We start from the raw sequence: 23,760 nt of genomic DNA, 5'->3' as shown, positions 1-23,760 counted from the left end.
ATGACACAAAAACGAAAAAGAGGAGTCTCCCCGCCATCTTAATGGCCTGAAGGAGCTCCTCTTTCGTTTATCTAGTTGTTGAAGTTAGCCGGTTTGGATATTTAGCCGATTTCTACCGGATACATACGTTCACGCAATTTTGTGATTTCTTCATTTTCCAAGTATTCATCATAGCTCATCGTACGGTCGATTACGCCGTTTGGTGTAATTTCCACGATTCGATTCGCGATCGTTTGAATAAACTGGTGGTCATGGGATGTGAACAATATAGTACCGTCAAAATCAATCAGACCATTGTTCAGCGCTGTAATGGATTCCAGATCCAAGTGATTGGTCGGTTCTTCCAGCAACAGCACATTGGCACCGTTCAGCATCATTTTCGCCAGCATACAGCGAACCTTTTCGCCCCCGGACAGCACACTTGCTTTCTTAAGCGCTTCTTCTCCAGAGAAAAGCATACGTCCCAAGAAGCCGCGCAGGAACGTTTCGTCCTGATCCTTGGAATATTGACGCAGCCACTCCACAAGATTCATATCCACACCTTCAAAATAGGTGGAATTATCTTTCGGGAAATAAGCCTGGCTAGTTGTAATCCCCCAAGAGAATTCTCCGCTATCCGCTTCGATCTCGTTCATCAACACCTGGAAGAGCGTCGATTTAGGCATGCCGTTCGGGCCAACAAACGCGATTTTATCGCCTTTGTTCACAACCAGACTGAACTCATTCAGCACTTGCTCGCCTTCAACAGTTTTACTGAGGCGGTCTACTGTCAGGAGTTGTTTGCCTGCTTCGCGTTCAGGCTTGAAGTTCAGGAAAGGATATTTACGGTTCGATGGACGGATGTCATCCAACGTAATTTTATCCAGTTGTTTTTTACGTGAAGTAGCCTGTTTGGACTTGGAAGCATTCGCGGAAAAGCGCTGAATAAAGGCTTGCAGTTCCTTGATCTTCTCTTCCTTCTTCTTGTTGGCATCACGAGTCAAGGCAAGCGCAAGCTGGCTAGACTCATACCAGAAGTCGTAGTTTCCGACGTACATCTGGATTTTGCCAAAATCAATATCCGCAATATGCGTACATACCTTGTTCAGGAAGTGACGATCATGGGATACAACGATGACGGTGCCTTCATAGTCCATCAAGAAATTTTCCAGCCATTGAATGGATTCGAGGTCCAGATGGTTGGTAGGCTCATCGAGCAGCAAATTGTTCGGACGACCAAACAACGCTTGAGCCAGGAGAACACGTACCTTGTCATTACCACTCAGCTCAGACATGTTCTTGTCATGCAGGTCGCGGGGAATACCAAGACCGATCAGCAAGGAAGCTGCATCTGGCTCGGCATCCCATCCGTTCAGCTCCGCAAATTCACCTTCAAGCTCACCGGCACGTAGACCGTCCGCTTCGGTAAATTCCGTTTTGGCATACAGAGCATCCTTTTCCTTCATGATTTCATACAGACGCGTGTGGCCCATAATAACGGTTTCCAGAACCGGGAATTCATCGTATTCATAATGGTTCTGCTTGAGGACTGCCATCCGTTCACCCGGTGTCATGTGAACCTCGCCAGAATTGGCTTCAATTTCACCGGAAAGAATTTTCAAAAAGGTGGATTTACCCGCGCCATTCGCCCCAATCAGGCCGTAGCAGTTCCCAGGAGTAAATTTGATATTTACGTCTTCAAAAAGTGGGCGTTTACCATAACGAAGCGTTACGCCGCTTGTACTGATCATATAAGCATACCATCCTTATCATTAGTAAAGTGCTAAACACAAAATTACCGACGGCAATAGTATAACACACAAAAGATCGGATTCGAACCGTAGTATAAGTATAACCGCCCCTGAATCTCATCCAATATCTTATAAATAAAATAAAAAATGCTTCTGTCTCCACCATTGTCGCCTGACAAACACATGGACCAGAACCATTTTCATGTTCTAAATTCGTTGAGATGCCGTTAGGACAGACGCGTTATTCAGTCGCGGCATTGATGTTCCATGCGCTTGTAATTGTCAGGAAACCCCGACACCTAACGGAATGAGGTACATGCCGACTTCATCATCCTGTTTGATTACGACCTCCACGTCATAGACCGTCTGGATCAGTTCAGATGTAACGACCTCTGTAGGTGGGCCGTTCGCTATAATACGCCCTTCCTTCATGGCAATCATCACATCGCTATACCGAATAGCCTGATTGATATCATGCAGCACCATCACGATTGTCAGTCCATGTTCCTGGTTTAACTGCCGAATGAGCTCTAAAATTTCAAGCTGGTAGTACATATCCAAATAGGTGGTCGGCTCATCCAAAAATAAAATTGGCGTCCGCTGTGCCAAGGCCATTGCAATCCATACACGCTGCCGTTCTCCTCCTGAGAGCTGATCCAATGTGCGAGTTCTACGTTCGTTCAGGTTAGTGCAGGCTATTGCCCACTCAATCGCCTCCTCATCCTCGTCACGCCTCGCTGTGAACATGTTCTTATGCGGCAACCTGCCGAAGCTTACGAGCTTTTCTACAGTCAAGTCGGAAGGTGCCTCGTTCTGCTGATGGACTACCGCCAGTTGACGGGCCAGCTCCTTGGGCTTGTAGTGGGCTATCTCCTTGCCGTCCAGAATCACTTGGCCCAAGCGGGGAACAGCATTGTTGGACATCACGCTGAGCAGCGTTGATTTGCCGCATCCGTTGGGACCGATAATGGTAGTGATCCGTCCCGACTCAATAACAGCATTAATAGCATGCAGACGATCTGTTTTCCGATCATAAGAGAAGGTTATATCCTTAATGTCCATAGGTGCGATCCGCCTTTCTGATCAGGAATATCAGGAACGGCCCGCCAATGACGGCCATAATAATAGAAGCCGGGATTTCATTGGGAGCAAGCACTGTCCGCCCCAGTGTATCCGCGAGCAGCAGGAGCAAGCCGCCGCATAAGGCGGAAAATGGAATCAACCACTTATGATCCGAGCCAACTAGGTAGCGGGCACAATGCGGAACGAGCAGACCGATAAAGGCAATCACTCCCGCGATGGCTGTAGCCGTTGCTGCAAGCAGCACTGCAATCACAGAAATCAAAAGTCGTGCACGCGTTACATTGAATCCCAGATTTTTAGCTGTTTTATCTTGAAGGGACAAGAAATTGCACCAAGAGAACACGAGCATGGCTAAAATTAGCCCAATCCCGCCATAGGTCACAATAACCTCGACATCTACCCATTTTTTCATAGACAAGGTTGAAGTGGTAACCTGATTAATGCTAGTGACTGCATAACTGCCTCGATAGTTAAACGACTGACCTAGGCCGGAAAAAATGGCGTTCACAGCCACCCCGATCAGAATGAGACGAATCGGATGCAAGCCAGATTTCCATGAAAAACCATAAACCATTAGACAGGCTAACGCACCGCCAATAAATGAAAAGAACGGCATCCAGAAATAAAGCGCAGGAAAGACCGTCACCGCAATCAGCGAGATCAATGCCGCTCCCGAAGAAATGCCGATAACCCCTGCATCCGCCAGTGGGTTTTTCATGACGGCTTGCAGCAAAACACCCGCTACTGCAAGTGCTGCACCTGCCATCACGGACACGAAAATTCTCGGTAGTCTCAGGTCCTTGACCACATTCACCTGATCATCTGTACCTGTCCACAATCCGGTCATCAACTGACTCAAATCCACCTTGAGACTGCCTGTCATCGCTGAATACAGCATGACGCCGACGAGCAAGACAATTACAACAATAAGGCTCCATACTTTTTTGGACATGTCATCAGCTTCCTTTAATTCGAAGGATACAGCATTTTCATCAGCTCATCCAGCGCCGAGTTTGCCGCTAAATTCCCTGTTGTGCCAAACAACGGTTCAGGCAGATCATAGACATGCCCATTTTTCACAGCGTTGAAATGCTTCCAGATATCGTTAGTTTTGAACTCTTCATCGAACATTTTCACTACTTCATCCGGCATCCCGTGTGCAGCGCGCAAAATGATATCGGGGTTGGATTGCTGCAAGGCTTCGGTATTGTGGGCAATGAACTCCACCTTCTCGCCCTGAACCACATTGGTTCCGCCTGCAATTTTAACCAGATCCCCAATATAGGAATGCTCGGTAGCCACCAGATAGCTTCCTGGTACTCCCAGCAAAATCAATACTTTAGGGGATTTCTTCCCTTGGATTTTTTGTTGAATCTCAGCTACTTTGGCATCCAAAGCTCCATTAATCTCTTTGGCCTTATCGGCTTTGCCAAACGTGTCTCCCAGCTTTTGAATCTCTTTTTGCATATTCGCGAGACTTTCAAAATTCAAAAATTCGGCATTAATTTTCAAATCTTTAAATTTAGGCTCCAGATCATATTTCAGTGTCGTCACCGACAGTACGTCCGTCGGCTTCAATGACATCACTTTTTCCATATCAGGACTCATCGGATTACCCACATCAGGCACATCCTTGTAACGGTCAGGCAGCACTTTCGTGCTTGTCGGCTTGCCTGCCAAATCCAGACCCAGCGCATCCGTAATTTCCGCAATAGCTACCGTAGTTGCCACAATACGAGAAGCTTGAGCTTTACCATCAGACGACTTTTCGGTTGCATTAGATGTTGCCGCTGATTTCGAACCATCGCTCTGATTCTGTCCAGCCTGTGCTCCTCCCGAACATCCAGCCAGCAACAAGATCACGATGCCGATTAACATATACAAACAAAACGATCTTCCTTGAGCCAATGCTATATACCGTTTCATGAAAATCCAGTCACCTCAATTCAAAATATAGAACAACATTAGGAACCCCAACTTTTCGGGTATCCGGATTTTGCAAAATTCGATTCCAGTGCTCCAAAGTGCAATATATAGACGAACTAGACCATTTCGATCTACATATTGTTCATTAGAAGTCGCTTATTGGATTTTTGCAAAATTCCTCGGGTATGTAAATGCTGACAAGTCTTGACGCCGGGGCACCAAGACTTGCTCGCATACAAACTTTGCTGTTATTCAGACTACATTGATTATCACAACCTGAGGCTACTTCGCTTTTAGGCTTTCTTCATCAAATTGGAACTGAACTGTATACCAGTGATCATACGGCACTCCGCCAAGGACCAAACCAGGCACAATGACGTGTGTGTAAGCACCAATTTTCTGAGACAAGTCCCCTACCTCGAATTGAACGACACGTGTATCGCCGGATGTCGAGATTACTTCCACATCTTTCAGGGTACCGTTTTGCTCCACTTGGAGAGCTGGCATCCAGGAACTATTTTTCAAAGTAATTTGAATATAGCGCTTGTCTCCCTTTTCAATCAGTGTAGCTGGCTTGTCGAGATAACCGTCCATAACGGAAGCTTCACTCGTTTTATCTTTAAATACATTGTAATTAATCGTGTATTGCTTCTCGGAAGCCGTTTGAACCGGTTGCTCAACTACTGGTTTTGTTTCAGCCACAGATGCAGTTGTTTCTGCTGCCTTGTCCGTAGAAGTTGCTGTTGGTTCAGTTGCGGTTGCAGTTGTAGCTGCATTGACTCCCTCACCTTTAAGCGATGCACGGTCAAATTGAATCTGTCCGCCGAATTTCTCATTTAGAATGTATTTCTCAGGCAGATATACCTGTGTGTACACACTCAACTTTTTATCCAGATCAGGCACTTCGAACGCAATAGTGTGCGTATCACCTTTGGTGTCCGAACCCATAATCGTCGGATTGGCATAACGGCCTTCAAAATCCGTTTGGAATAGCTTCAAAGCCTGGTTGTCCGTAACGGTTACATGAGCCTGAACCTTCCCATTTTTCACAATCAACTTCGCTAGACTCTGTACAAAAGGAGCCGCTAGAGAATCCTTGTCCGTTCCGTTCGCCAGCACACGGAAGTTCGCACTGTACTCTCCATCCGCTAAGTTGTTTTTCCCTTGCTCTACTTCGTCTGCTTTAGTTTCGTTGTAGTAAGAAACATCACTGGTGTTAAATTTAAATTCAAAATCGTATACCTTCTCTACCCGATCCTCAGTCTTAAAGACCATCGGAGTGGCACTTGCCACTTTAGGGGCTTCATAGACAACCAGTTGGCCTTTTACATTGTTTTTAAAGTCATTCACGCTAAAACGAACGTGCTTCGTATTGCTTGCTGCATCCTCCTGGGTCACTTCTGCGTCTCGGTAGTCCCCGCTTGCGTTGTCCCAAATGCGCAGCGCCTTCACTTCATTACTGTTTTGCAGCTTCAGACCTACAAACCGTTTGTCGCCTTCCACGACCAATTGCGCCGATTCGTCAGTGATGAAGCGTTGAGCCGGAGAATCCACTCCTGTGGAACCATCAGACAAAACGATACTGAATTTCAAAGCATATTTACCATTGGCAAGCTTGTCGAAATCCAATTTAACAATGGGATCAGCTGCACCCGAAGAGGAAGGCTCGACAAAGCTGCGAATGGTAGCAGGCTCGAATTGATACTGCACATCATATACGTGGTCATAAGGGATGCCACCCAAATCCAATCCAGGTACGATGACATGCGTATTCACTGTCACTTTATCCGACAGATTGGGTACTTCGAATTGTACTGTTCTTGTATCTGCGGAGCTCGATTGATCGACAACCTGAGCCTCTGCACCATTTACTTTGAACGTTTTAATCCAACTGCTCTTGTCCATTTTGATCTGAATCACATTTTTACCGGACTGTCTTAACAGCGTGGCTGGTTTCTGCATATAGCCATCCATCACAGATATTTCATTGCTTCCATTTTTGAGTACGGAGAAATCAATGCTGTATCTGCCGTTTTCAGTCACGGGAGTTGTGCCGCCGTCTGTTCCTTTTACCGCAATGCTGCTGCGGTCAAATTGAAGACGAAGCTTATGATCCATCTCATAAACCCCACCTGGATAGGTCGTGCTCACATGTACCTGTGCATTCATAATAGCGTCCAAATCGGCCACTTTGAATTTCACAACACGTGTGTCCGCTTTCTTGTCCACGCTTACGATATCTGCATCTGTTAACGTTCCGTTTTGTTCTGTTTTGAACTCCGTCACTGTGGCGCTGTCTTTGATCGTGAAGGAAGCTTCATACTTGCCTTTTGATACCGTCAGTGTTGCCGGAGATAATAAATATTGCGCCATTGCCGATTTTTGATCTTTTGTTGCGTGCAATGCATTGAACTGGATCGAATACGTTCCATCAGCTAAAACTTTTCCAGGCGTACCTGGCGTCCCAGGATCAACCGGGGATGTTGCCGTTCCTAATTGGAGATCGACATTATATGTTTCCACATAATTTAACTCAGGCCAGTTGATGCTTACCCATGCGTTCAGCTTGGCAGGCACTTCTTTAACCTCAAATTCGATAACACGTGTATTCGCCGTTTGATTTTCGCTTACTACGGCCGTATTGGTCAATACTCCGTTTTGTTCTACTTTAAAGCCGTCAATCTGTTTGCTCTTTTTCAAAGTGAACTGTACATATTTCCTGCCCTTACGTTCAACCAGGGTACCCGGTTTTTCTGTATATCCATCCATCATGGACTTTTCACTTGAACCGTCTTTTAACAGCGTAAAGTCCAGATTTGACGTTACTGGAGTTGAACCGTTGTCCGTTCCTGGCTGGTCAAATTTAAGGCGTATTTTGTGGTCTGCACTATACGTACCCATGAGAATATGGACTTGTGCGTTCAAAACTGTATCCAGATTCGCTACCTTGAATTTCACCACACGCGTATTGGCTGTTTTGTCCTCACTTACAATATCCGCATCCGTCAACGTTCCATTTTGTTCTGTTTTGAATTCCGTTACTGTAGTGCTGTCTTTAATGGTGAAGGAAACTTCTTTTTGCCCCTTCAATACCGTCAAAGTCCCTGGAGACACCAGATATTGCGCCATTCTCGATGCTTGATCTTTTGTTGCATCCAGCGCATTAAAGTTAATAGAGTACGTTCCATCCGCCAAGGTCGGTGGTGCACTAGGGTCAGGTGTAATACTTGTGTCAAACTTGATTTGAACATGATACCAATGATCGTATGGTACTCCTCCCAGTTCCAAACCAGGCACAATCACATGAGTGTAAGCATTCAATTTATTGGATAAGTTGCTTACTTCAAACTCAACCGTACGCTGATTAGCGTCACTAACCTCTGAAATAGTTGCTGCTTCTACAAATTTACCGTTTTGCTCTGTTTGAAATGAAGGAATCCAGCTACTGTTATTAAACGTCAGTTGAATATACCATTTATCTCCTTTTTGAACGAGCTTTGCAGGCTTTGAGGCGTAACCGTCCATCACAGAAACTTCTTCTGATTTGTCCTTCAGTATTGTAAAATTAAGGACACCCGGTTTCAAGGGAACTTCCGGCTCAGGTGAAGGGGTAGGGGGAGTTACGGGTCCCTCTTTTAAAGCTATAGTTGATGGATCAAATTCAATCCAGTTTTGTCTGAGTCTATTATTTAAATTGTAATTCACATCAATTTTCTGTTCCAAATTATACACATCAAATGTTACTGTTCGTGGTTCATACGTCTTTTCCCCTTTTACTAAATCTGAAATATGGGCAGGAACGGTTTCTCCGTTTTGTCTAAATTCGATATCTGTAAAGGGAGTATTAGGATTGTCAAGAATTAAAGAAACATGATACGTAGCCTGCCCTACAGTAGAACTCTGTTCAACCGTCAACGTAGCTGGCTTTAGGAACATATCATTATAAGGGGAAGTCACTACCCCTGACACCTTGCTTTCACTTTTAACAACGTAGCTAATAGAATATTCATTAGTATCCTTCACAGTGCTGGAACTCTGTGAGTCTGCGGCTGCTACTGTGTACGCACTTGCCACATCTACTGTTGGAACCACTTCTTCTGGACTTGGCTCTATCGGATATACATCTTGCGTCACAGAGGGCTCGGATACACCAGATTCAGTTGATGAGCTTGTCTCATCAGAAGCAGATACGGTCGGAGCAAATGGGAAAACAACTGAGAGCAGCATAACAATAGCTGCAAACGTCATTAAGTATTTTTTCAATTGCCTTTTCAAGTGTATTAATCCCCCTACTTAAAATATACTCATTTGGAGCTCAATAGAATTCCAAATGAGTATAAGATCAATGTATAATTACTCCACTATTAGATGGAATCTTCGTCAAATAAAAATTGAACAGTGTAATCGTGATCATATGGAATGCCGCCAGTGTATTCTTTAGGCACACTTACATGCAACTTAACATTCAATTTTTGGGAAAAACTACTTACAGGGAACTCTACTATTCTTGTATCACCTGAGGTACTTACCACACTCGCATTCACATACTGGCCGTTTTGTTGCGTTTTGAATTCAGTGACCCAAGCACTTTTAGTAATAGCTACTCTAACTTTGTATTGACCATTATTAGCGATTAATGTAGCGGGTTTGGCGACATAACCGTTTGAGTCCATGTATGAGGTTTCATTGGTACCATCTTTGTACACTGTATAATCAACGTTATACGTTCCATTAGGCAAAGCCGCATTCGCTTTATTGGCAGAAAATGGGGCTAGTACCACAAAAACAAGCGCTGCCATCAGTACAGTAAGCATTACTTTTTTCAAAGACAATTTTTCCATACGATTCATAATCATGTTCATGTTCTTAATCTCCTTTTACGTTTTATTTTGGATTAGATTTCGTCGAATTGCAGTTGTACATCGTACTTGCCTGTGTAGCCGATTACTGGAATTGTGATTTCAGCGTAAGCATTCACTTTTGCATTCAGATCAGCAACTTCGAATTCCACTACACGAGTGTTGCTAGCAGTATCTGTGCTTACTACAGTCGCATCTTGCAGTACGCCATTTTGCTCTACTTTGAACGTTGTAATCAGATTGCTGCTTTTCACAGTCAGACGAACGACATTCTTGCCATTAGCTACTGTAACCTGAGCAGGCTTCGTCAGGTAGCTATCCAATCGAGAAGTCTCATTGGTTTGATCCTTCAGAACGGTATAGTCTACGTTATACGTGCCGTCGGCTGCTGCCACTTTAGCTGAGAATGGAGCAACGAGTGCAAAAACAAGCGCTGTCATGATCAATGCTACAAATACCTTCTTAAAAGAAAATTGCTCAAAGCGATTCATTACCATATTCATATCTACACACACTCCTCAATTTTTTATGCTTGAATTTATGTTGATTTTATGAACGATAAAGATGGCTTGAATTTACTTCTTGGAAGATTTAGTTGATTTTGCTGACTGGACGGCTGCTATTTTTTTGACGCTTTTGGAATCAAAAGCGAAGCGGATCGTATAGTCATGATCGTAGTTATACGCAGGGACAGTAACATGAATTTTAGAGATTAGCGGGCTGTTCACACTCGTAATTGGAAATTGTACGATGCGGGTATCGGTTTTGGCATCCTTATGGATGACCTTTGTATCGATGATTTTGCCTTTGTAATCTACTTTAAACCCAGTTGTCCATTCGCTATGATTCAGCTTAATTTGCATGGTCATTTGACCTTTTTTTACATACAACTTAGCTGGTTTTTCAAAATAATCATTAGCCATGGACACCGAATCATTTTCTGCCTTGAGGATATTGTATTTGAGCGTGTATGTACCATCCGCCAATTTTGGAGAAGCCGCAGCGGCTACTACAGATGACGAAGTTGGCCAAAAGCTCAGCACACTCACCAGCAGAAACACAGCAATAATTGCAGAATACCCCTTCTTCATTATGACAGCAGTCCCTCCCCACGAGAATTTAAGTAATTGATTATCATTCTCAATTGATAATTAAAAAAAATAGCTCTTTTTGAGCCGTGTCTTCCCACCTTTCTATTCCAGAATTTCGCAAAATAAAGTAAACCCATCACCAATATATCTTACACTTTTCGAAAATGTCAATATGTATTTGCATGTACATAACCCCTTGATATATGCTATTTTTTAAGAAAAATTTGTAGTTCCTTCTTCTATAATTCGAATATACCCCTTTTATTTTTAGTTCAAAATTTATTTAAAAATTTGCTTTTTTCAATTGACAATCCCCAGTGATATTCATTATCATTCTCTTATACATAAATGAAAATGATTATCATTATTGTTTAACTCAAAATTGCAGGAGGAATAACATGAAATCTTATGTGTTGTGGTCGTCCGCAGCGCTTTTATTGGCAGTTACCGGATGTAGTAATGGTGCCTCGACCGCAGATCACAAACCAACCAGTGCATCCGTATCTGCCACTTCTGGCACGACAAGCAGTGCGGTGATTCAAGTTACTGATTTTTCTAAACGGACGTTAGCGTTTCAAAAGGTCCCTCAACATATCATTGCGCTCAGCAATGGCGATCTGGATATCATATACGCATTGGGTGGAACTGCCGTGGGCAGGCCCAACTCCAATGGACCTGCCATCGTACCTGCTGCTGAGAACGTTCAGCAAGTAGGCTCCACTCATGAAGTCGATCTGGAGAAAATTACGATGCTCAAACCGGATGTCGTGCTAGGCAATTATCCTATGAATGAAAAAGACATTCCAGCCATTGAAGGAGTCGGTTCGCAGCTGCTGCTGACGGGAGCCAATTCAGTTCACGATATTCAGTCGCAAATTACGCTGTTCGGACAATTACTGCAAAAGCAGGCTCAGGCCGTGAAGCTGAACCAGCAAATTGACCAACAAGTAGCTAAGCTGCAAAAGGAAACCGCTTCTGCCTCCAAACCGAAGGTGTTGCTAGTCTACGGAGCCCCGGCTACGTATATGGCGGCACTGCCGAATTCACTGAGTGGAAACATTCTGGAAGCTGCAGGTGGCTCCAACATCGCCTCTGATTTTCCGGGCCTGCAAAATTTCCCACAATACGCGCAGCTGAACACAGAACGCATCATACAGGCTGACCCTGACTACATCTTCATCATGACCCATGGCAATACGGAAGATGTTAAAGCCGCATTTATAAAGGAAATGCAGGAAAATGCAGCTTGGAACGGAATCCGAGCAGTCAAAAACAATCAGGTCGAGGTTTTACCTTCAGATCTGTTCGGTACGAATCCGGGCACACGTGTCACTAAAGCGCTGGATTTGATGCATCAAAAGCTGTATCCGGCGAAATAGGCGATGGAGATGAACAAACTACAGCGCGCCAGAAGACGCACCATCGCCTGGATTACCCTTCCGATTCTACTGCTGGCCGTCTCTGTGTACGGTCTGGCCTACGGCTCGGTGTCGATTCCACTTCAAGAAATTAATCATGTTTTGCTACATAATGATGAATCTACATATCGCACGATCCTGATGGATCTCCGGCTACCCAGAGTATTAGTAGGTTTACTCGTAGGAGCTTGTCTTGCAGCTTCCGGAGCACTTCTTCAAGGTGTTATGAAAAATCCATTGGCTGACCCTGGCATTATTGGTGTATCGGCTGGAGGTGGACTTGCCGCCGTCATTACGATGGTGATGCTTCCACAGCTCAGCTACCTTCTTCCGATAACCGCCTTTTTGGGAGCCTTTCTGAGCGCAATCGTCATTTATCTGCTGGCTTGGGACCGAGGGGCATCGCCTGTCAAAATTGTGCTCGCTGGCGTTGCGATCAACGCGCTGCTGGGCGCACTCACCAACGGCGTAATGGTCATGTACAGCGACCGCGTACAGGCCGTTCTTCCTTGGCTATCCGGCGGATTAAACGGACGAAGCTGGCATCATCTAGAGTTCATGGCGCCTTACGCCATCATTGGATTAATCGCCTCTTTCTTTGCGATTAAACCTGCTAATTTACTGCTGCTGGGCGACGATTCAGCACAGCTGCTGGGCCAGCGAGTAGAGCTTCAACGCATGCTCATTATCCTGCTTTCTGCCCTGCTTGCCGGTACAGCAGTCAGTGTAGCCGGGTTGATCGGCTTTGTAGGACTGGTCGTTCCCCATGTCATACGGCTGCTGATCGGGGAAGATTATCGGTTCCTCCTTCCCCTTTCCATTGTGGGCGGCGGAACGCTGGTTGTTCTCGCAGATACGGTGGCGCGATCCTGGTTTGACCCGATTGAACTGCCTGTAGGTATTTTGCTGGCCGTCATCGGAGCACCGTTCTTCTTAATCCTGCTCAAGAAACGGGGGAGTTTCGGATGACAGCCATTCAGGGTGAGCATATCTCCTTACAACGTGGGTATTTCAAGCTGGACGATGTGAATATCACCTTGCCCGCTGGTCAGCTCACTGCGATCGTCGGACCGAACGGTTCAGGCAAGTCCACGCTTTTGCGGATCATGACCCGGCTGCTCAAGCAGGATCAGGGTCAGGTTTCCGTCCTCGGCAAGCCCGTGCAGGAATACAAGCGGCGTGATTTTGCCCAGACGATTACAATGCTACCGCAAATGAAGGATATGCTGCCGTTATTGACGGTCCGCGAGCTGGTCGCTTACGGAAGATCTCCTCATGCCAAGGGCTTGAGGGTACGCCATACCGGACAGGACCAGCAAATCGTGGACCATGTCATGAAGATCACGGGCATACAGCCCTATGCAGATCGGATGTTCCATACTCTATCGGGAGGTGAACAACAAAAAGCACGAATTGCAATGGCCTTGGCCCAACAAACAGGTATTCTTTTGCTCGATGAACCGACCACTTTTCTGGATATCGCCCACCAATTTGAAGTTATGGATATGCTGCGGCGTATCAATCACGAGTCCGGCTTGACGATTGTTATGGTACTGCATGATTTGCAGCAAGCTGCGGCCTATTGTCATCATATGATTGCGCTTAAAAAGGGACGAATCGCCGTTGCCGGCGAACCCCGTGAGATTTTGACGTCTGCTTTTCTTCGCGACATTTATGAAATGAACGCTACCATCAAATTTGAGAATGGCTATCCGGTTATTATACCGACCATACCACATCATTCAGGAGGAATTTAATATGGTTATCGTTACAAATACATCTAAAATCACACCGGGCAATGCACATCTACTCATCGAAAGATTTAACAAAGAAGGAAAAGTTGAAAAAATGGAAGGTTTTCTCGGTCTGGAAGTGCTGCTGACTGAAAACACGAAGGATTATGAGGAAGTAACGATCAGTACACGCTGGAAAGAAAAGGAGAACTTCCAAGGCTGGACGAAAAGCGAAGCATTCCGCGAATCCCATAGCCACCGTCAAATTCCGGACTATATTATTGAAAATAAAATCACGTTCTATGAAGTTAAAATCGTTCGTCATCCCATCGCCAACAGCGATTCCTCTTTGGCGAGTGATACGGAAGCAGTTTAATCCTGCATCACAGCCTAAAAACAAAAAAAGCGACTCCGCAGACAATATCAATTGTCCGCAGAGTCGCTTTTTCTATAAGAATTATGTCGAATTCCTCAGATTGTAGTTGAGCAGCGACGTCCAATTTTCAGCGTCTCTCCGTGCCCCAGAACATGAATGCGTTCCTTCGCAATACCCCTACGCTCACGCTCCGCTTCGAGCCGATCCAGCGCCTCTCTTGGCGTATCATCCGCTAGCTTGAAGGCTCCGTAGTGCATCGGAATCATCTGATCTGCGCCGCAATCTACAAACCCTTGCAATGCCTCCTCCGGTGTCACATGCTGCGAGGTCATGAACCATTCCGGTTCATACGCACCAATCGGCATAAAGGTCAGGTCAATGGCAAAGCGCTCGCCAATCTCCTTAAACCCACGAAAATATCCAGTGTCTCCCACAAAATACAACGTCGGTGTATGCTCTGAATCTGTATTCGAATGAGGATGAGGTTCCGTGACGGACGTGGCAGAGCCAATCACCTGCTGCTCATTTTGCAGAACGTATCCCCCCCAATGCGAAGTGTTCGTATCAAACGGCGTGCGTCGTGTCCAATGCTGGGCTGGAACAAACGTAAATCGCACCCCTCCTACCGTAAAATGCTCCCACCATTGCAGCTCATGACAGTTACGAAAACCTTTGCGGATCATTTTCGCCTTTAACCCCGTGGGTACGAGCATCAGCGTATCTGCACGATATAATTTCCGCAACGATTCTAAATGTAAATGATCATAATGTGAATGAGACAGCAGAATGATGTCCAGTGGTGGTACATCCTGAATACGAATGCCGGGCGGAGCCAACCTTTTATCAAGAGCCATACGCTCTGCCCATACCGGATCGGTGACGATATTCAGCCCAAGATACTGGATGAAAAAGGTGGAATGTCCCACCCAGGTCGCTGTCGCCATCTCCCGATTGCTATGCAGGAACTCCAGCTCCGGGGGATGGTTTGGCACAACGAACGTATAATCCTTTATTTTGCTGCGTCGCTCCTGCCGCCATTGTCTGAATTGCTTGATTGTTTTATCGGTATTTACATGATCCATATTGTTAAAACGAACTTTGGGCATGATGCAGCTCCCTCCCTGATGAACCCGTTTTCCAAAAAACGCATCGGTTCAATTTAACTATATATTGTCACTCGAGTGTGAACATAAAATGATGCAACATCCTGATATATGTAAAGTATAATTCAATCACGTCTGTAAAGGAAATTCTGCGATAATACAGCAAAAACAGACCTCCCGAATCAATCAGGAAGGCCTGTTCCACCTGTTGTTGTCAGTCTTGTGGATTTTTAAAGCGTGCCGAATAAATAAACAAAAACACAATCGCCACGACAATAATGATAGGTGACTCGTACATAATCGTAAAATGCTCGAAAGCAGCCACTCTAACTCACCCTTTCTTCCCTTCATGTCCGCGCACATATTTTGCATCGAACAGAAACAATCTTAATATCAGGATTAGCGAAGGGATCAGCACCAGCAGACCCGCAACAAACGCCGTAATCAATGCATACGCCATCGTAGAATTTGTAAAGCTGTCGTAGACATTAATGTAGGGATACAGAACATACGGGAGATGCGAGCGGCCGTAGCCATACCAGGCAAATGCAAATTGCAGCATCACCAATATGAATGAAACCCCTAGATGCCGCCGCTGCCATACCAGATAAACTGCTCCCGCAAAGCATATGAAGGATGCAACAAACATCCAGGCTATGTTCAGCATATTGGTAAAATGATCTGGATTTTGTTTGTTAATCTGAAAAAATGCGAGCAGACTCGCCAAAATCGTAGGAGCACTCCAGAGCAAGGCGTACCCTCGTACGATTTCGAAAGCAACCTTGTCCCCTGCCCTTTTGGCATAAAAGGACAAAAACATCGCCGAGATATACAATACACTCACCAGCGCCAGAATAATAACCGCCCACGTGTAGGGGTTGCTTAATAGCTGGCCCCATTGCAGATGAACACCTGTGCTGTTTTCTACAATAATGCCGCCTTCCGAAATGGCGAGAACCGTGGATAGCGCCGCCGGAATCAGCAACCCTGTCGCACCGTATAACGCCATGTAGACGATATTATTTTTACCGGAATGCCCATACGTATTGTATGCATAATACACTCCTCGGATGGCAAGAAGCACAATCGCAATACTGCCAGGAACGAGTAACGCCGTACCATAGTAATATGCCGCATCCGGGAAGAACCCGTTTAATCCCACCACAAAAAAGATGAGAAATACGTTTGTTACCTCCCACACCGGGGACAGATACCGTTGAATGATATTGTGGATTTTGTTCTGGTGGCCTGTTAACACACTGTAAAAGCTGAAAAACCCTGCACCAAAATCAATGGATGCCACAAGCAAATATCCGAACAGGAACGTCCACAAAATGGCGATACCTACAATCTCATAGCTCACTTGCCTTCAGCCCCTTCCAGGCCCAGCTGCCTTATCTCTTCCACCGCATCCTTATTGCGGAATAGCTTGCTGAGTACCTTAATGGCCGAGAAACACAACACCAGATACAAAATAATAAACAGCACCAGCATCCACCCGACACTCGTAGAAGTGGTCGCTGCTTCGGAGACTTTCATATATCCGCGTAAAATCCACGGCTGTCTACCGACCTCCGCAAACATCCATCCGAGCTCAATAGCTACCATCGCCATCGGCCCCACCAGAATGAGCGCCAACAGCAGCCATCTGGGGTATGGTTTGCGACCTGGCAAACGCTTGCGGATCAGATATAGCAGCGGAATGACGAGAATCAGCACCCCTGTGGTGATTTTGAGGTCAAACATATAATGGATAGACAGTGGCGGACGCTGATCCACGGGATAATCATTTAAGCCCTTGACCTCCGTACTGGGCAGGTTCCCGGCCAACACACTAAGTGCATAAGGCACTTTCAGCGCATACTTGATCTCACCGTTCTTATCCATGTATCCGCCATATACGAAGGGCGCATGCGTCATCGTATCAAAATGCCATTCGGCGGCTGCCAGCTTCTCTGGCTGATATTTGGCCAGAAATTTACCGGATGCATCTCCAATCATCACGGTACTGATGGCAAACACAATGGTACAGGTGGCAGTCAGCTTCAGCGCCTTTTTGAAATAAGGGTGATTACGTCCCCTCAGCATGCTGTAAGCCGCCAGTCCCATCAGCACCCCAGCGCTCAATGTATACGAAGAAGCCAGTACATGAGAAACTTTAGTCGGGGTAGCCGGATTTAGCATGGCCTGGATGGGATGAATATCAGTCATGACTCCATTTTTGAGTGTAAAGCCTTGAGGTTGGTTCATGAACGAGTTCACAGTCGTAATAAAAACCGCTGATGCAGATGAGGCAATCGCTACCGGGATGAGCAGCATCAGGTGAAAATATTTGCTTTTAAACCGATCCCAGGTATACAAGTAGATGCCCAGGAATATAGCTTCGATGAAAAAAGCAAACGTCTCCAAAAACAGGGGCAGCGCAATCGCTTGTCCAGCCACCCGCATAAAGGTGGGCCAAAGCAAGCTGAGCTGTAGACCAATGGAGGTGCCTGTAACGACACCCACGGCAACGGTAATGACAAACCCTCGCGCCCACCGTCGGGCCAGCAGTGTATAATGCGGATCACCGGTTCGCAGCCCACGCCATTCTGCTAGTGCAATCATTAAGGGTACGCCAACGCCGATGGATGCAAATACGATATGAACAAACAGGGTAATTCCGGTCAGCATCCGGCTTAGCAATACAGGGTCCAATGAAGACAAATGGGTTTCACTCCTTCATTTCACATTTTAAACATCGCGGATCACTCTGGATTACCAACTAAGGAGTCAAGCGAGCTATGCTTTTAATTACGGCATATAGCATAATGGCCGCAATTACTATACATACAATAATGAGCGTTCTTTCCTGCTTGCGGAACATAGGAACGCCTCCTTCACTTATCTATTGGCGCATTTTGGTAACCTATTCACAGTTTGGTTCATTCTTCCGAGTTTTAACCCTGCTTATACATTGAATGTAGCCGTATTTCTTTTTAGATATTGTCTTATGCATTTCAATACGTTATATTGATATATAGTTAGATAACCTAATTATATGAAAAGAGTGAACTTATGCCACCAAAACAAAGTAAGCGGGACACCGTCCAGCAACCCCTTCCCCGTCTGGGTCCAGAACCTTATCTGGAGTTAATGGATCAAACTGCCCTTGCAGGAACGGACCGACAACTTGCCCGCATGGGTCTCTTCTTGCTGTGGACGGGTGATAACGTGCTGGACGCGATCGATCTAGATCTATCTGCCTACGGCCTCACAGAGAGTAAGCTAGATCTGTTGTTGCTGTTGACACTGCACCAATCTCAGGCTCAGATGAGCCCCTCTATGATTGCCGACCGTCTGGGAATCCGTCGTGCATCTGTCACATCAATCTTGGACTGGACAGAGCAACGAGGATGGATTATCAGAGAACATAATTCTACAGATCGACGCAAAATTCATGTACGTATTACAGAAGCGGGGACTCATCTTGTACAGCAGGTGCTCCCTGTATTTTGGTCTTCCTGTGCTTCTCTAGCGAGTATTTTGGAGCCAGAGGAGCAGGTCGTTTTTTCGCGGATTATAGAAAAAATCCATCATCATATGGAAGGCAGATTGGGGGTGGGCAGATAAATTTTTTTAAACATATAATTAGGTTGTCTAATATACTTAATTGCGCGTATCAACAAGCTGCTTATTTTATGATCAAGGAGTGTTCAATTGATGAGTAAATTACGAACCAATCATACCGTTATACAGAAAGAAAATGTGGCTCTCCCTTATGCATGGATGACTGTAATCCTATGCTGGTCAGCGGTTGCCGTTATGTCCAGCCTGTATGTGACGATCCCTTTGGTCCCTCTTTTTGCTAAAGTGTTTGGAAAAACGCTTGCTGAAGCAGCCCTGCCGGGCAGTATCTTTTCCTTAGGCTTTGCGGCGGGATGTCTTGTTTATGGTGGATTGTCTGACCGCTTTGGACGAAAGCAGGTTATCGTCACCGGACTGCTCGCATTAACGATTATTTCGTTATCCCTCAGCTTAACCAGTCAGTATTCTGTATTAGTTACACTGCGCTTGCTTCAGGGTTTAGCTGCGGCCACCTTTTCTCCCGTTGCTCTTGCATACGCTGTCGATATGTTCCCGACCGAAAAACGGGTAACGGCTATCGGCTTTATCAGCACCGGTTTTCTAGTAGCAGGTATCGCTGGTCAGGTATTTAGTATTGTCATTAGCGAGCAAATGGGGTGGAATACGGTATTTCGGATGCTAGGCATTTTATATGCAATTACCTTCCTAATCGTCCTTTTTTTCCTTCCTAAAACCCCCTCCCCTCAACGAGGTGTTCGCATTTGGTCAGCTTTCAGTCAGTTAGGGACCGTTCTGCGCTCGTATCCTTTATGGTTAAGCTATACGGTTGCTTTTGTTCTCCTGATGTCCTTTGTGAGCATGTATACGGTTTTGGGTAGCTATCTTGGCGGCCCTGAATTTGGCCTGAATAGCCGACAGATGCTTTATGTCAGATCCGCTGGTATCATCGGCATGCTCCTTTCACCATTCGCCGGAAAGCTAGCCCAGAAATATGGTGTGCACCTTATATTACGTACAGCTCTTATTCTTTCCATTCTGAGTTTGGCGCTGATGGGAATGACACTCTCTCTTATGACTATCGTGGTGTTGAGTGTATGCTTTGTCAGCGGCATTGCCCTGAGTGTTCCTTCACTCATAGCAATCGTCGGCCAGCTCGGCGGTGCAGCGAGGGCTATAGCTGTCTCACTATATACCTTCATCCTGTTTGCTGGTACAAGTCTAGCTCCTGTGCTTTCCATTCGCTTGATGGATAATGGCGGTAATCAGACGACTACATTTATGCTGCTGGCAGCTGTTCTGTCTCTAGGCTTTATCGCCTCCCTGCTCATTCGCAGCCACCAGAACGATCCGCTGAAGCGGAATGCATAGACAGCATCAAACTATAAACCGAACTTAAAAGCTACCTATAGCGCCACTGCGCAGTCGGATGGTGCTTTTCATCGCGACCGCTACGCTTGTACAGCACCATTCCGCCTACTCCGTTTTCATGTTAATTTTTCGAGTTCGGCTTATATAGCATCCTGTTTTTATTAAAAAAACCTCCATATTTATCAGCCATGTTTACATGAGTTAGTGTGAGATATGTCATTGTTTTTTCCTCAGAAACACGAACTTCTCTTTGGAGACATTCGTAGAATGAGTTACAATACAGATAAGCTATATATGGAGAACTTTTGAACAGGAGGCTGTACTGAGCTATGAAAATAACATCTATCGAGCCAACTCCCAGTCCGAACACCATGATGCTGCATCTGGATGAGCGACTGGAAGCGGGTATCCGCAGAACATATACACGGGACAATGAGCGTTCCGCTCCTCCATTTATCCGGCGCATGCTGGGCATTGAAGGGGTCAAAAGCGTGTTTCACACGACCGACTTTGTAGCCCTTGACCGCAAAGGGAATGCAGACTGGTCCACCATTCTGGGTCAAGTCCGGGATCGGCTAGGCGAGGAAGGCGCTGACGCCAATTGGGATTTGCCAGAGGAAACCTCTGGAGAAGCATTTGGCGAGGCACAGGTCTTTGTGCAATTTTTTCGCGGCATTCCTATGCAAATTCGAGTCAAGGCGGGGCAGCAGGAGGAACGAATTTCCTTGTCCGACCGCTTTGTGCAAGCCGTTACCCGTGTAGCGAGTGCAACGCTGATTAAGGAACGCAAGCTGAGTGATTACGGCGTCCGCTATGGTGAACTACCGGACATTGCACGCGAGGTCGAGCAGGAACTGGAAGCTGCCTTTCCGCAAGAGCGGCTGGAGCAGATTATCCAACAGGCGATTGCCCACGGCGCAAACAACAGCGAATTCGTGGAGGAACGCCGCGAGTGGAGCGATGCCGAGTTGGGGCAGGCCCTGCAGCACGAGGATTGGCGCACACGCTACGCTGCGCTGGATCGGCTGGAACCGACGCCCGAGCATTTGCCGCTTATCCGGCAAGCGCTGCATGACGACAAAATGCAGCTGCGGCGGCTGGGCGTCGTCTATCTGGGCGATATTCGCTCACCGGAGGCGATGGATCTGCTAGCCGAGGCACTGCGCGATCCTTCAGCGGCAGTACGCCGCACCGCAGGCGACACGTTGTCGGACATCGGCGACCCGGTCGCTACCAGCGCAATGATCGGAGCCCTGTCGGATAGCAGCAAGTTGGTGCGCTGGCGGGCGGCACGTTTTTTATACGAGGTTGGAACCGAGGATGCGCGTGATGCGCTGGAGAAGGCCGTCGATGATCCCGAATTCGAGGTTAGTCTACAGGCTAAAATGGCGCTGGAGCGCATCGAATCAGGCGAACAAGCCGCGGGAACAGTTTGGCAGCAGATGGCCAAGCGGAACTCTTAATTTAAGATTCTACGAGTGATTTTCAAAAAATTGTCGATTGTCAGAAGATGTACAGGTACGATATACTGTAGTTCGCTATACAATAAAATATCATGTCATACACCTCATCAACCCTGTTTTATGATGAGGTAGAGGTCGCGGATGTAATCAGTACACCGGAGGAGACGATAAGAGCCGTCTGAGATTCCAGTGGAAAGGTACACCCGCCGAAGTATGCGGAGCTGACTCTTTGTAAATACTCCGAATGCTGGGGCTGCTAACCGAAAGGAGCAGAACTGTCACACGCTGTCCTAACACAGACACGTGTGTTGAGCTATCTTGTTATAGAAGAAGGTATGGTGCGGAATGCATAGACAAGACCGCAGGCGTATTCCCTGCGGTTTTTTGATTTATATACTCCCCCTCCTTCTGGCTCTTGCCCTGACATGAAATACAATTTCATGAAGGAGTGTTTGAACGTGCAACACAAAGCAACACCTGACGCAACCTTGCGTAAAAGTCTCAAAGCCCGCCATATGACGATGATCGCCCTCGGCGGCTCTATCGGAACAGGCCTGTTCCTCGCCAGTGGAGGCGCGGTTGCCGAAGCTGGACCCGGTGGTGCCCTGCTGGCTTATGCAGCAGTTGGTCTCATGGTCTACTTCCTTATGACCAGCCTCGGTGAGTTGGCTACATTTATGCCTGAATCTGGCTCTTTTAACACCTATGCAGGTCGCTTCGTCGATCCGGCTTTTGGTTTCGCCATGGGATGGAACTTCTGGTACAACTGGGCAGTGACGATTGCTGCCGAATTGGCAGCAGCGACCGTGCTCATCAAATACTGGTTCCCGGAAAGCCACTCTGCCTGGTGGAGCCTGTTATTCCTAGCCGTAATCTTCGCGCTCAACGCGTTGACCGTCAAAGGCTACGGTGAGTCTGAATACTGGTTCGCCATGATTAAAATTGTGACCGTCGTCATCTTTTTGACTGTAGGTGTGCTGATGATCTTTGGCATTATGGGTGGCCCTGCGATCGGCTTTGCCAACTTCACGGTAGGAGACGCCCCGTTCCATGGCGGATTCTTTGCTGTATTGGGCGTATTCATGGCAGCGGGCTTTTCCTTTCAGGGAACGGAGCTGATTGGGGTAGCCGCTGGAGAGAGCGAAAATCCGCGTGAAAATGTGCCGCGCGCCATCCGTCAAATCTTTTGGCGCATCCTGTTCTTTTATATTCTGGCGATTCTCGTGATTGGATTGATCATTCCGTACACCAATCCGAATCTGCTGCGGGGAGACATCAGTGACATCGGGGTCAGCCCGTTCACGCTCGTATTTGAAAAAGCAGGGCTTGCGATTGCTGCTTCTGTTATGAACGCCGTTATTTTGACTTCCGTATTGTCGGCAGGTAACTCGGGTATGTACGCGGCAACTCGGGTACTGTACGCTTTGGCACGGGAAGGTAAAGCCCCGCGTTTCCTCGGACATATCAATAGACGCGGCATTCCTATGAACGCGCTTCTGATCACGACCGCTGTCGGTATGCTGGCCTTTCTCGCCTCTCTGTATGGAGACGGTGTAGTCTATAACTGGCTGCTGAATGCCTCCGGAATGTGTGGATTTATTACGTGGGTCGGGATTGCGGTCAGCCATTATCGTTTCCGCCGTGCCTTTACTGCACAGGGTCACAGTCTAAGTGAGCTGCCATACAAAGCCCGCTGGTTCCCGTTTGGGCCGTTGTTCGCCTTCGCTCTGTGTATCATTGTCATTATCGGGCAAGGGGCGGATGCCTTCACCGGACAGGAGATTGACTGGAAAACGATGATCGCTACGTACATGAGTGTGCCGCTGTTCCTTCTGCTGTGGCTCGGCTACAAATGGACCAAACGTACTAAAATCGTTCCGTTAAAAGAATGTGATTTGAGTCCAGATGCTTCTTCGGATAAATAATAGAAAACAGTAAAAAAAGCCCGTCTCCACATATCAGGAAAAACACGCTGGTAAACCTGGTCCAAGACCGTTTATCCGCATTTTCACCTGTATATGCCCGGAGACGGGCTTTTTCTGT

Annotated in this window: 20 protein-coding genes and 1 riboswitch; of the genes, 8 read left to right on the top strand and 12 right to left on the bottom strand. The window is 46.6% G+C overall.

Translation table 11 applies throughout. From position 1 onward, the window contains the following. Positions 1–101 precede the first annotated feature (101 nt). The 8 genes from MKX59_RS05145 to isdC all read right to left on the bottom strand — a co-directional run bounded on the left by MKX59_RS05145 (position 102) and on the right by isdC (position 10,689). A complete protein-coding gene (locus MKX59_RS05145) occupies positions 102–1,730 on the bottom strand; it encodes an ABC-F family ATP-binding cassette domain-containing protein (RefSeq protein WP_023990284.1) in 1,629 nt (542 codons plus the stop codon). 282 nt (positions 1,731–2,012) lie between these two features. After that, complete coding sequence (locus MKX59_RS05140; protein WP_023990285.1) at positions 2,013–2,792, bottom strand: ABC transporter ATP-binding protein; 780 nt, start codon at positions 2,790–2,792, stop codon at positions 2,013–2,015. Continuing rightward, positions 2,782–3,765, bottom strand: a complete 984-nt coding sequence (locus MKX59_RS05135) for a FecCD family ABC transporter permease (RefSeq protein ID WP_028541843.1) — start codon at positions 3,763–3,765, stop codon at positions 2,782–2,784. The genes MKX59_RS05140 and MKX59_RS05135 overlap by 11 nt, the downstream gene beginning before the upstream one ends. A 14-nt stretch (positions 3,766–3,779) precedes the next feature. After that, a complete protein-coding gene (isdE, locus tag MKX59_RS05130; protein WP_076264993.1) occupies positions 3,780–4,739 on the bottom strand; it encodes a heme ABC transporter substrate-binding protein IsdE in 960 nt (319 codons plus the stop codon). 282 nt (positions 4,740–5,021) lie between these two features. Further along, on the bottom strand, positions 5,022–9,014 hold the full coding sequence (locus tag MKX59_RS05125) for an NEAT domain-containing protein (RefSeq protein WP_076264992.1): 3,993 nt from the start codon (positions 9,012–9,014) through the stop codon (positions 5,022–5,024). Between the two features lie 89 nt (positions 9,015–9,103). Next, on the bottom strand, positions 9,104–9,601 hold the full coding sequence (locus MKX59_RS05120; RefSeq protein ID WP_023990291.1) for an NEAT domain-containing protein: 498 nt from the start codon (positions 9,599–9,601) through the stop codon (positions 9,104–9,106). Between the two features lie 32 nt (positions 9,602–9,633). Then, positions 9,634–10,101: an NEAT domain-containing protein gene (locus MKX59_RS05115; RefSeq protein WP_023990292.1), complete on the bottom strand. Its 468-nt coding sequence runs from the start codon at positions 10,099–10,101 to the stop codon at positions 9,634–9,636. A gap of 72 nt (positions 10,102–10,173) precedes the next feature. Then, entirely contained in the window at positions 10,174–10,689 is a 516-nt protein-coding gene (gene isdC, locus MKX59_RS05110; protein WP_023990293.1) for a heme uptake protein IsdC, read from the bottom strand. A gap of 398 nt (positions 10,690–11,087) precedes the next feature. Here isdC and MKX59_RS05105 point away from each other — a divergent pair, with 398 nt between their 5' ends. From MKX59_RS05105 to isdG, 4 genes are read left to right on the top strand one after another with little or no spacing between them, the layout of a single operon-like run. Continuing rightward, the gene (locus MKX59_RS05105; protein ID WP_023990294.1) at positions 11,088–12,068 is read left to right on the top strand and encodes an ABC transporter substrate-binding protein; all 981 of its coding nucleotides are present in this window, start codon (positions 11,088–11,090) and stop codon (positions 12,066–12,068) included. Positions 12,069–12,077: 9 nt separating this feature from the next. After that, positions 12,078–13,076 (top strand): FecCD family ABC transporter permease, encoded by a 999-nt coding sequence (locus tag MKX59_RS05100; protein WP_175405192.1) that lies wholly within the window; start codon positions 12,078–12,080, stop codon positions 13,074–13,076. Then, positions 13,073–13,864, top strand: a complete 792-nt coding sequence (locus MKX59_RS05095) for an ABC transporter ATP-binding protein (RefSeq protein WP_023990296.1) — start codon at positions 13,073–13,075, stop codon at positions 13,862–13,864. Before MKX59_RS05100 ends, MKX59_RS05095 begins: the two co-directional genes overlap by 4 nt. Position 13,865: 1 nt before the next feature. Continuing rightward, on the top strand, positions 13,866–14,216 hold the full coding sequence (gene isdG, locus MKX59_RS05090; RefSeq protein ID WP_023990297.1) for a heme oxygenase: 351 nt from the start codon (positions 13,866–13,868) through the stop codon (positions 14,214–14,216). 95 nt (positions 14,217–14,311) lie between these two features. On the opposite strand, the gene MKX59_RS05085 is transcribed toward isdG, so the two are convergent. From MKX59_RS05085 to MKX59_RS05075, 4 genes are all read right to left on the bottom strand, one after another. Further along, on the bottom strand, positions 14,312–15,322 hold the full coding sequence (locus MKX59_RS05085; protein WP_028541835.1) for an MBL fold metallo-hydrolase: 1,011 nt from the start codon (positions 15,320–15,322) through the stop codon (positions 14,312–14,314). A 211-nt stretch (positions 15,323–15,533) separates the two neighbouring features. Continuing rightward, positions 15,534–15,644 carry a cytochrome bd oxidase small subunit CydS gene (gene cydS / locus MKX59_RS27575; RefSeq protein WP_007432143.1) on the bottom strand — a complete coding sequence of 37 codons (111 nt, stop codon included), beginning with the start codon at positions 15,642–15,644 and terminating at the stop codon, positions 15,534–15,536. A gap of 6 nt (positions 15,645–15,650) precedes the next feature. Then, positions 15,651–16,682 carry a cytochrome d ubiquinol oxidase subunit II gene (locus MKX59_RS05080; protein ID WP_023990300.1) on the bottom strand — a complete coding sequence of 344 codons (1,032 nt, stop codon included), beginning with the start codon at positions 16,680–16,682 and terminating at the stop codon, positions 15,651–15,653. Further along, positions 16,679–18,025 (bottom strand): cytochrome ubiquinol oxidase subunit I, encoded by a 1,347-nt coding sequence (locus MKX59_RS05075; RefSeq protein WP_068938244.1) that lies wholly within the window; start codon positions 18,023–18,025, stop codon positions 16,679–16,681. The genes MKX59_RS05080 and MKX59_RS05075 overlap by 4 nt, the downstream gene beginning before the upstream one ends. Before the next feature lie 351 nt (positions 18,026–18,376). Here MKX59_RS05075 and MKX59_RS05070 point away from each other — a divergent pair, with 351 nt between their 5' ends. The 4 genes from MKX59_RS05070 (at position 18,377) to MKX59_RS05055 (ending at position 23,642) form a co-directional block, all read left to right on the top strand. After that, complete coding sequence (locus MKX59_RS05070; RefSeq protein ID WP_076264991.1) at positions 18,377–18,931, top strand: MarR family winged helix-turn-helix transcriptional regulator; 555 nt, start codon at positions 18,377–18,379, stop codon at positions 18,929–18,931. A gap of 90 nt (positions 18,932–19,021) precedes the next feature. Beyond that, positions 19,022–20,254, top strand: coding sequence for an MFS transporter (locus MKX59_RS05065; RefSeq protein ID WP_076264990.1), 1,233 nt, complete (start codon positions 19,022–19,024; stop codon positions 20,252–20,254). A gap of 329 nt (positions 20,255–20,583) precedes the next feature. Further along, positions 20,584–21,717: a virulence factor gene (locus tag MKX59_RS05060; protein ID WP_023990304.1), complete on the top strand. Its 1,134-nt coding sequence runs from the start codon at positions 20,584–20,586 to the stop codon at positions 21,715–21,717. A gap of 121 nt (positions 21,718–21,838) precedes the next feature. Further along, positions 21,839–22,041: riboswitch (Lysine riboswitch) on the top strand. A gap of 134 nt (positions 22,042–22,175) precedes the next feature. Continuing rightward, on the top strand, positions 22,176–23,642 hold the full coding sequence (locus MKX59_RS05055; protein WP_023990305.1) for an amino acid permease: 1,467 nt from the start codon (positions 22,176–22,178) through the stop codon (positions 23,640–23,642). Positions 23,643–23,760 lie beyond the last annotated feature (118 nt).

Origin of the sequence: Paenibacillus sp. FSL R7-0340 (assembly GCF_038002205.1) — a bacterium.
Taxonomy (GTDB): Bacteria; Bacillota; Bacilli; order Paenibacillales; family Paenibacillaceae; genus Paenibacillus; species Paenibacillus polymyxa_B.
The sequence above is the reverse complement of the archived record's forward strand: the minus strand, read 5'-3'. Positions and strand labels throughout refer to the sequence as shown.

Bases quoted from the DNA above. Each gene is read 5' to 3' on its own strand.
- MKX59_RS05065 (WP_076264990.1), top strand. From the start codon at position 19,022: ATGAGTAAATTACGAACCAATCATACCGTTATACAGAAAGAAAATGTG.
- MKX59_RS05100 (WP_175405192.1), top strand. From the start codon at position 12,078: ATGAACAAACTACAGCGCGCCAGAAGACGCACCATCGCCTGGATTACC.
- MKX59_RS05140 (WP_023990285.1), bottom strand. From the start codon at position 2,792: ATGGACATTAAGGATATAACCTTCTCTTATGATCGGAAAACAGATCGT.
- isdE (WP_076264993.1), bottom strand. From the start codon at position 4,739: ATGAAACGGTATATAGCATTGGCTCAAGGAAGATCGTTTTGTTTGTAT.
- isdG (WP_023990297.1), top strand. From the start codon at position 13,866: ATGGTTATCGTTACAAATACATCTAAAATCACACCGGGCAATGCACAT.
- MKX59_RS05060 (WP_023990304.1), top strand. From the start codon at position 20,584: ATGAAAATAACATCTATCGAGCCAACTCCCAGTCCGAACACCATGATG.
- MKX59_RS05085 (WP_028541835.1), bottom strand. From the start codon at position 15,322: ATGCCCAAAGTTCGTTTTAACAATATGGATCATGTAAATACCGATAAA.
- MKX59_RS05145 (WP_023990284.1), bottom strand. From the start codon at position 1,730: ATGATCAGTACAAGCGGCGTAACGCTTCGTTATGGTAAACGCCCACTT.
- MKX59_RS05095 (WP_023990296.1), top strand. From the start codon at position 13,073: ATGACAGCCATTCAGGGTGAGCATATCTCCTTACAACGTGGGTATTTC.
- MKX59_RS05105 (WP_023990294.1), top strand. From the start codon at position 11,088: ATGAAATCTTATGTGTTGTGGTCGTCCGCAGCGCTTTTATTGGCAGTT.
- MKX59_RS05115 (WP_023990292.1), bottom strand. From the start codon at position 10,101: ATGAATATGGTAATGAATCGCTTTGAGCAATTTTCTTTTAAGAAGGTA.
- MKX59_RS05120 (WP_023990291.1), bottom strand. From the start codon at position 9,601: ATGAACATGATTATGAATCGTATGGAAAAATTGTCTTTGAAAAAAGTA.
- isdC (WP_023990293.1), bottom strand. From the start codon at position 10,689: ATGAAGAAGGGGTATTCTGCAATTATTGCTGTGTTTCTGCTGGTGAGT.
- MKX59_RS05135 (WP_028541843.1), bottom strand. From the start codon at position 3,765: ATGTCCAAAAAAGTATGGAGCCTTATTGTTGTAATTGTCTTGCTCGTC.
- MKX59_RS05070 (WP_076264991.1), top strand. From the start codon at position 18,377: ATGCCACCAAAACAAAGTAAGCGGGACACCGTCCAGCAACCCCTTCCC.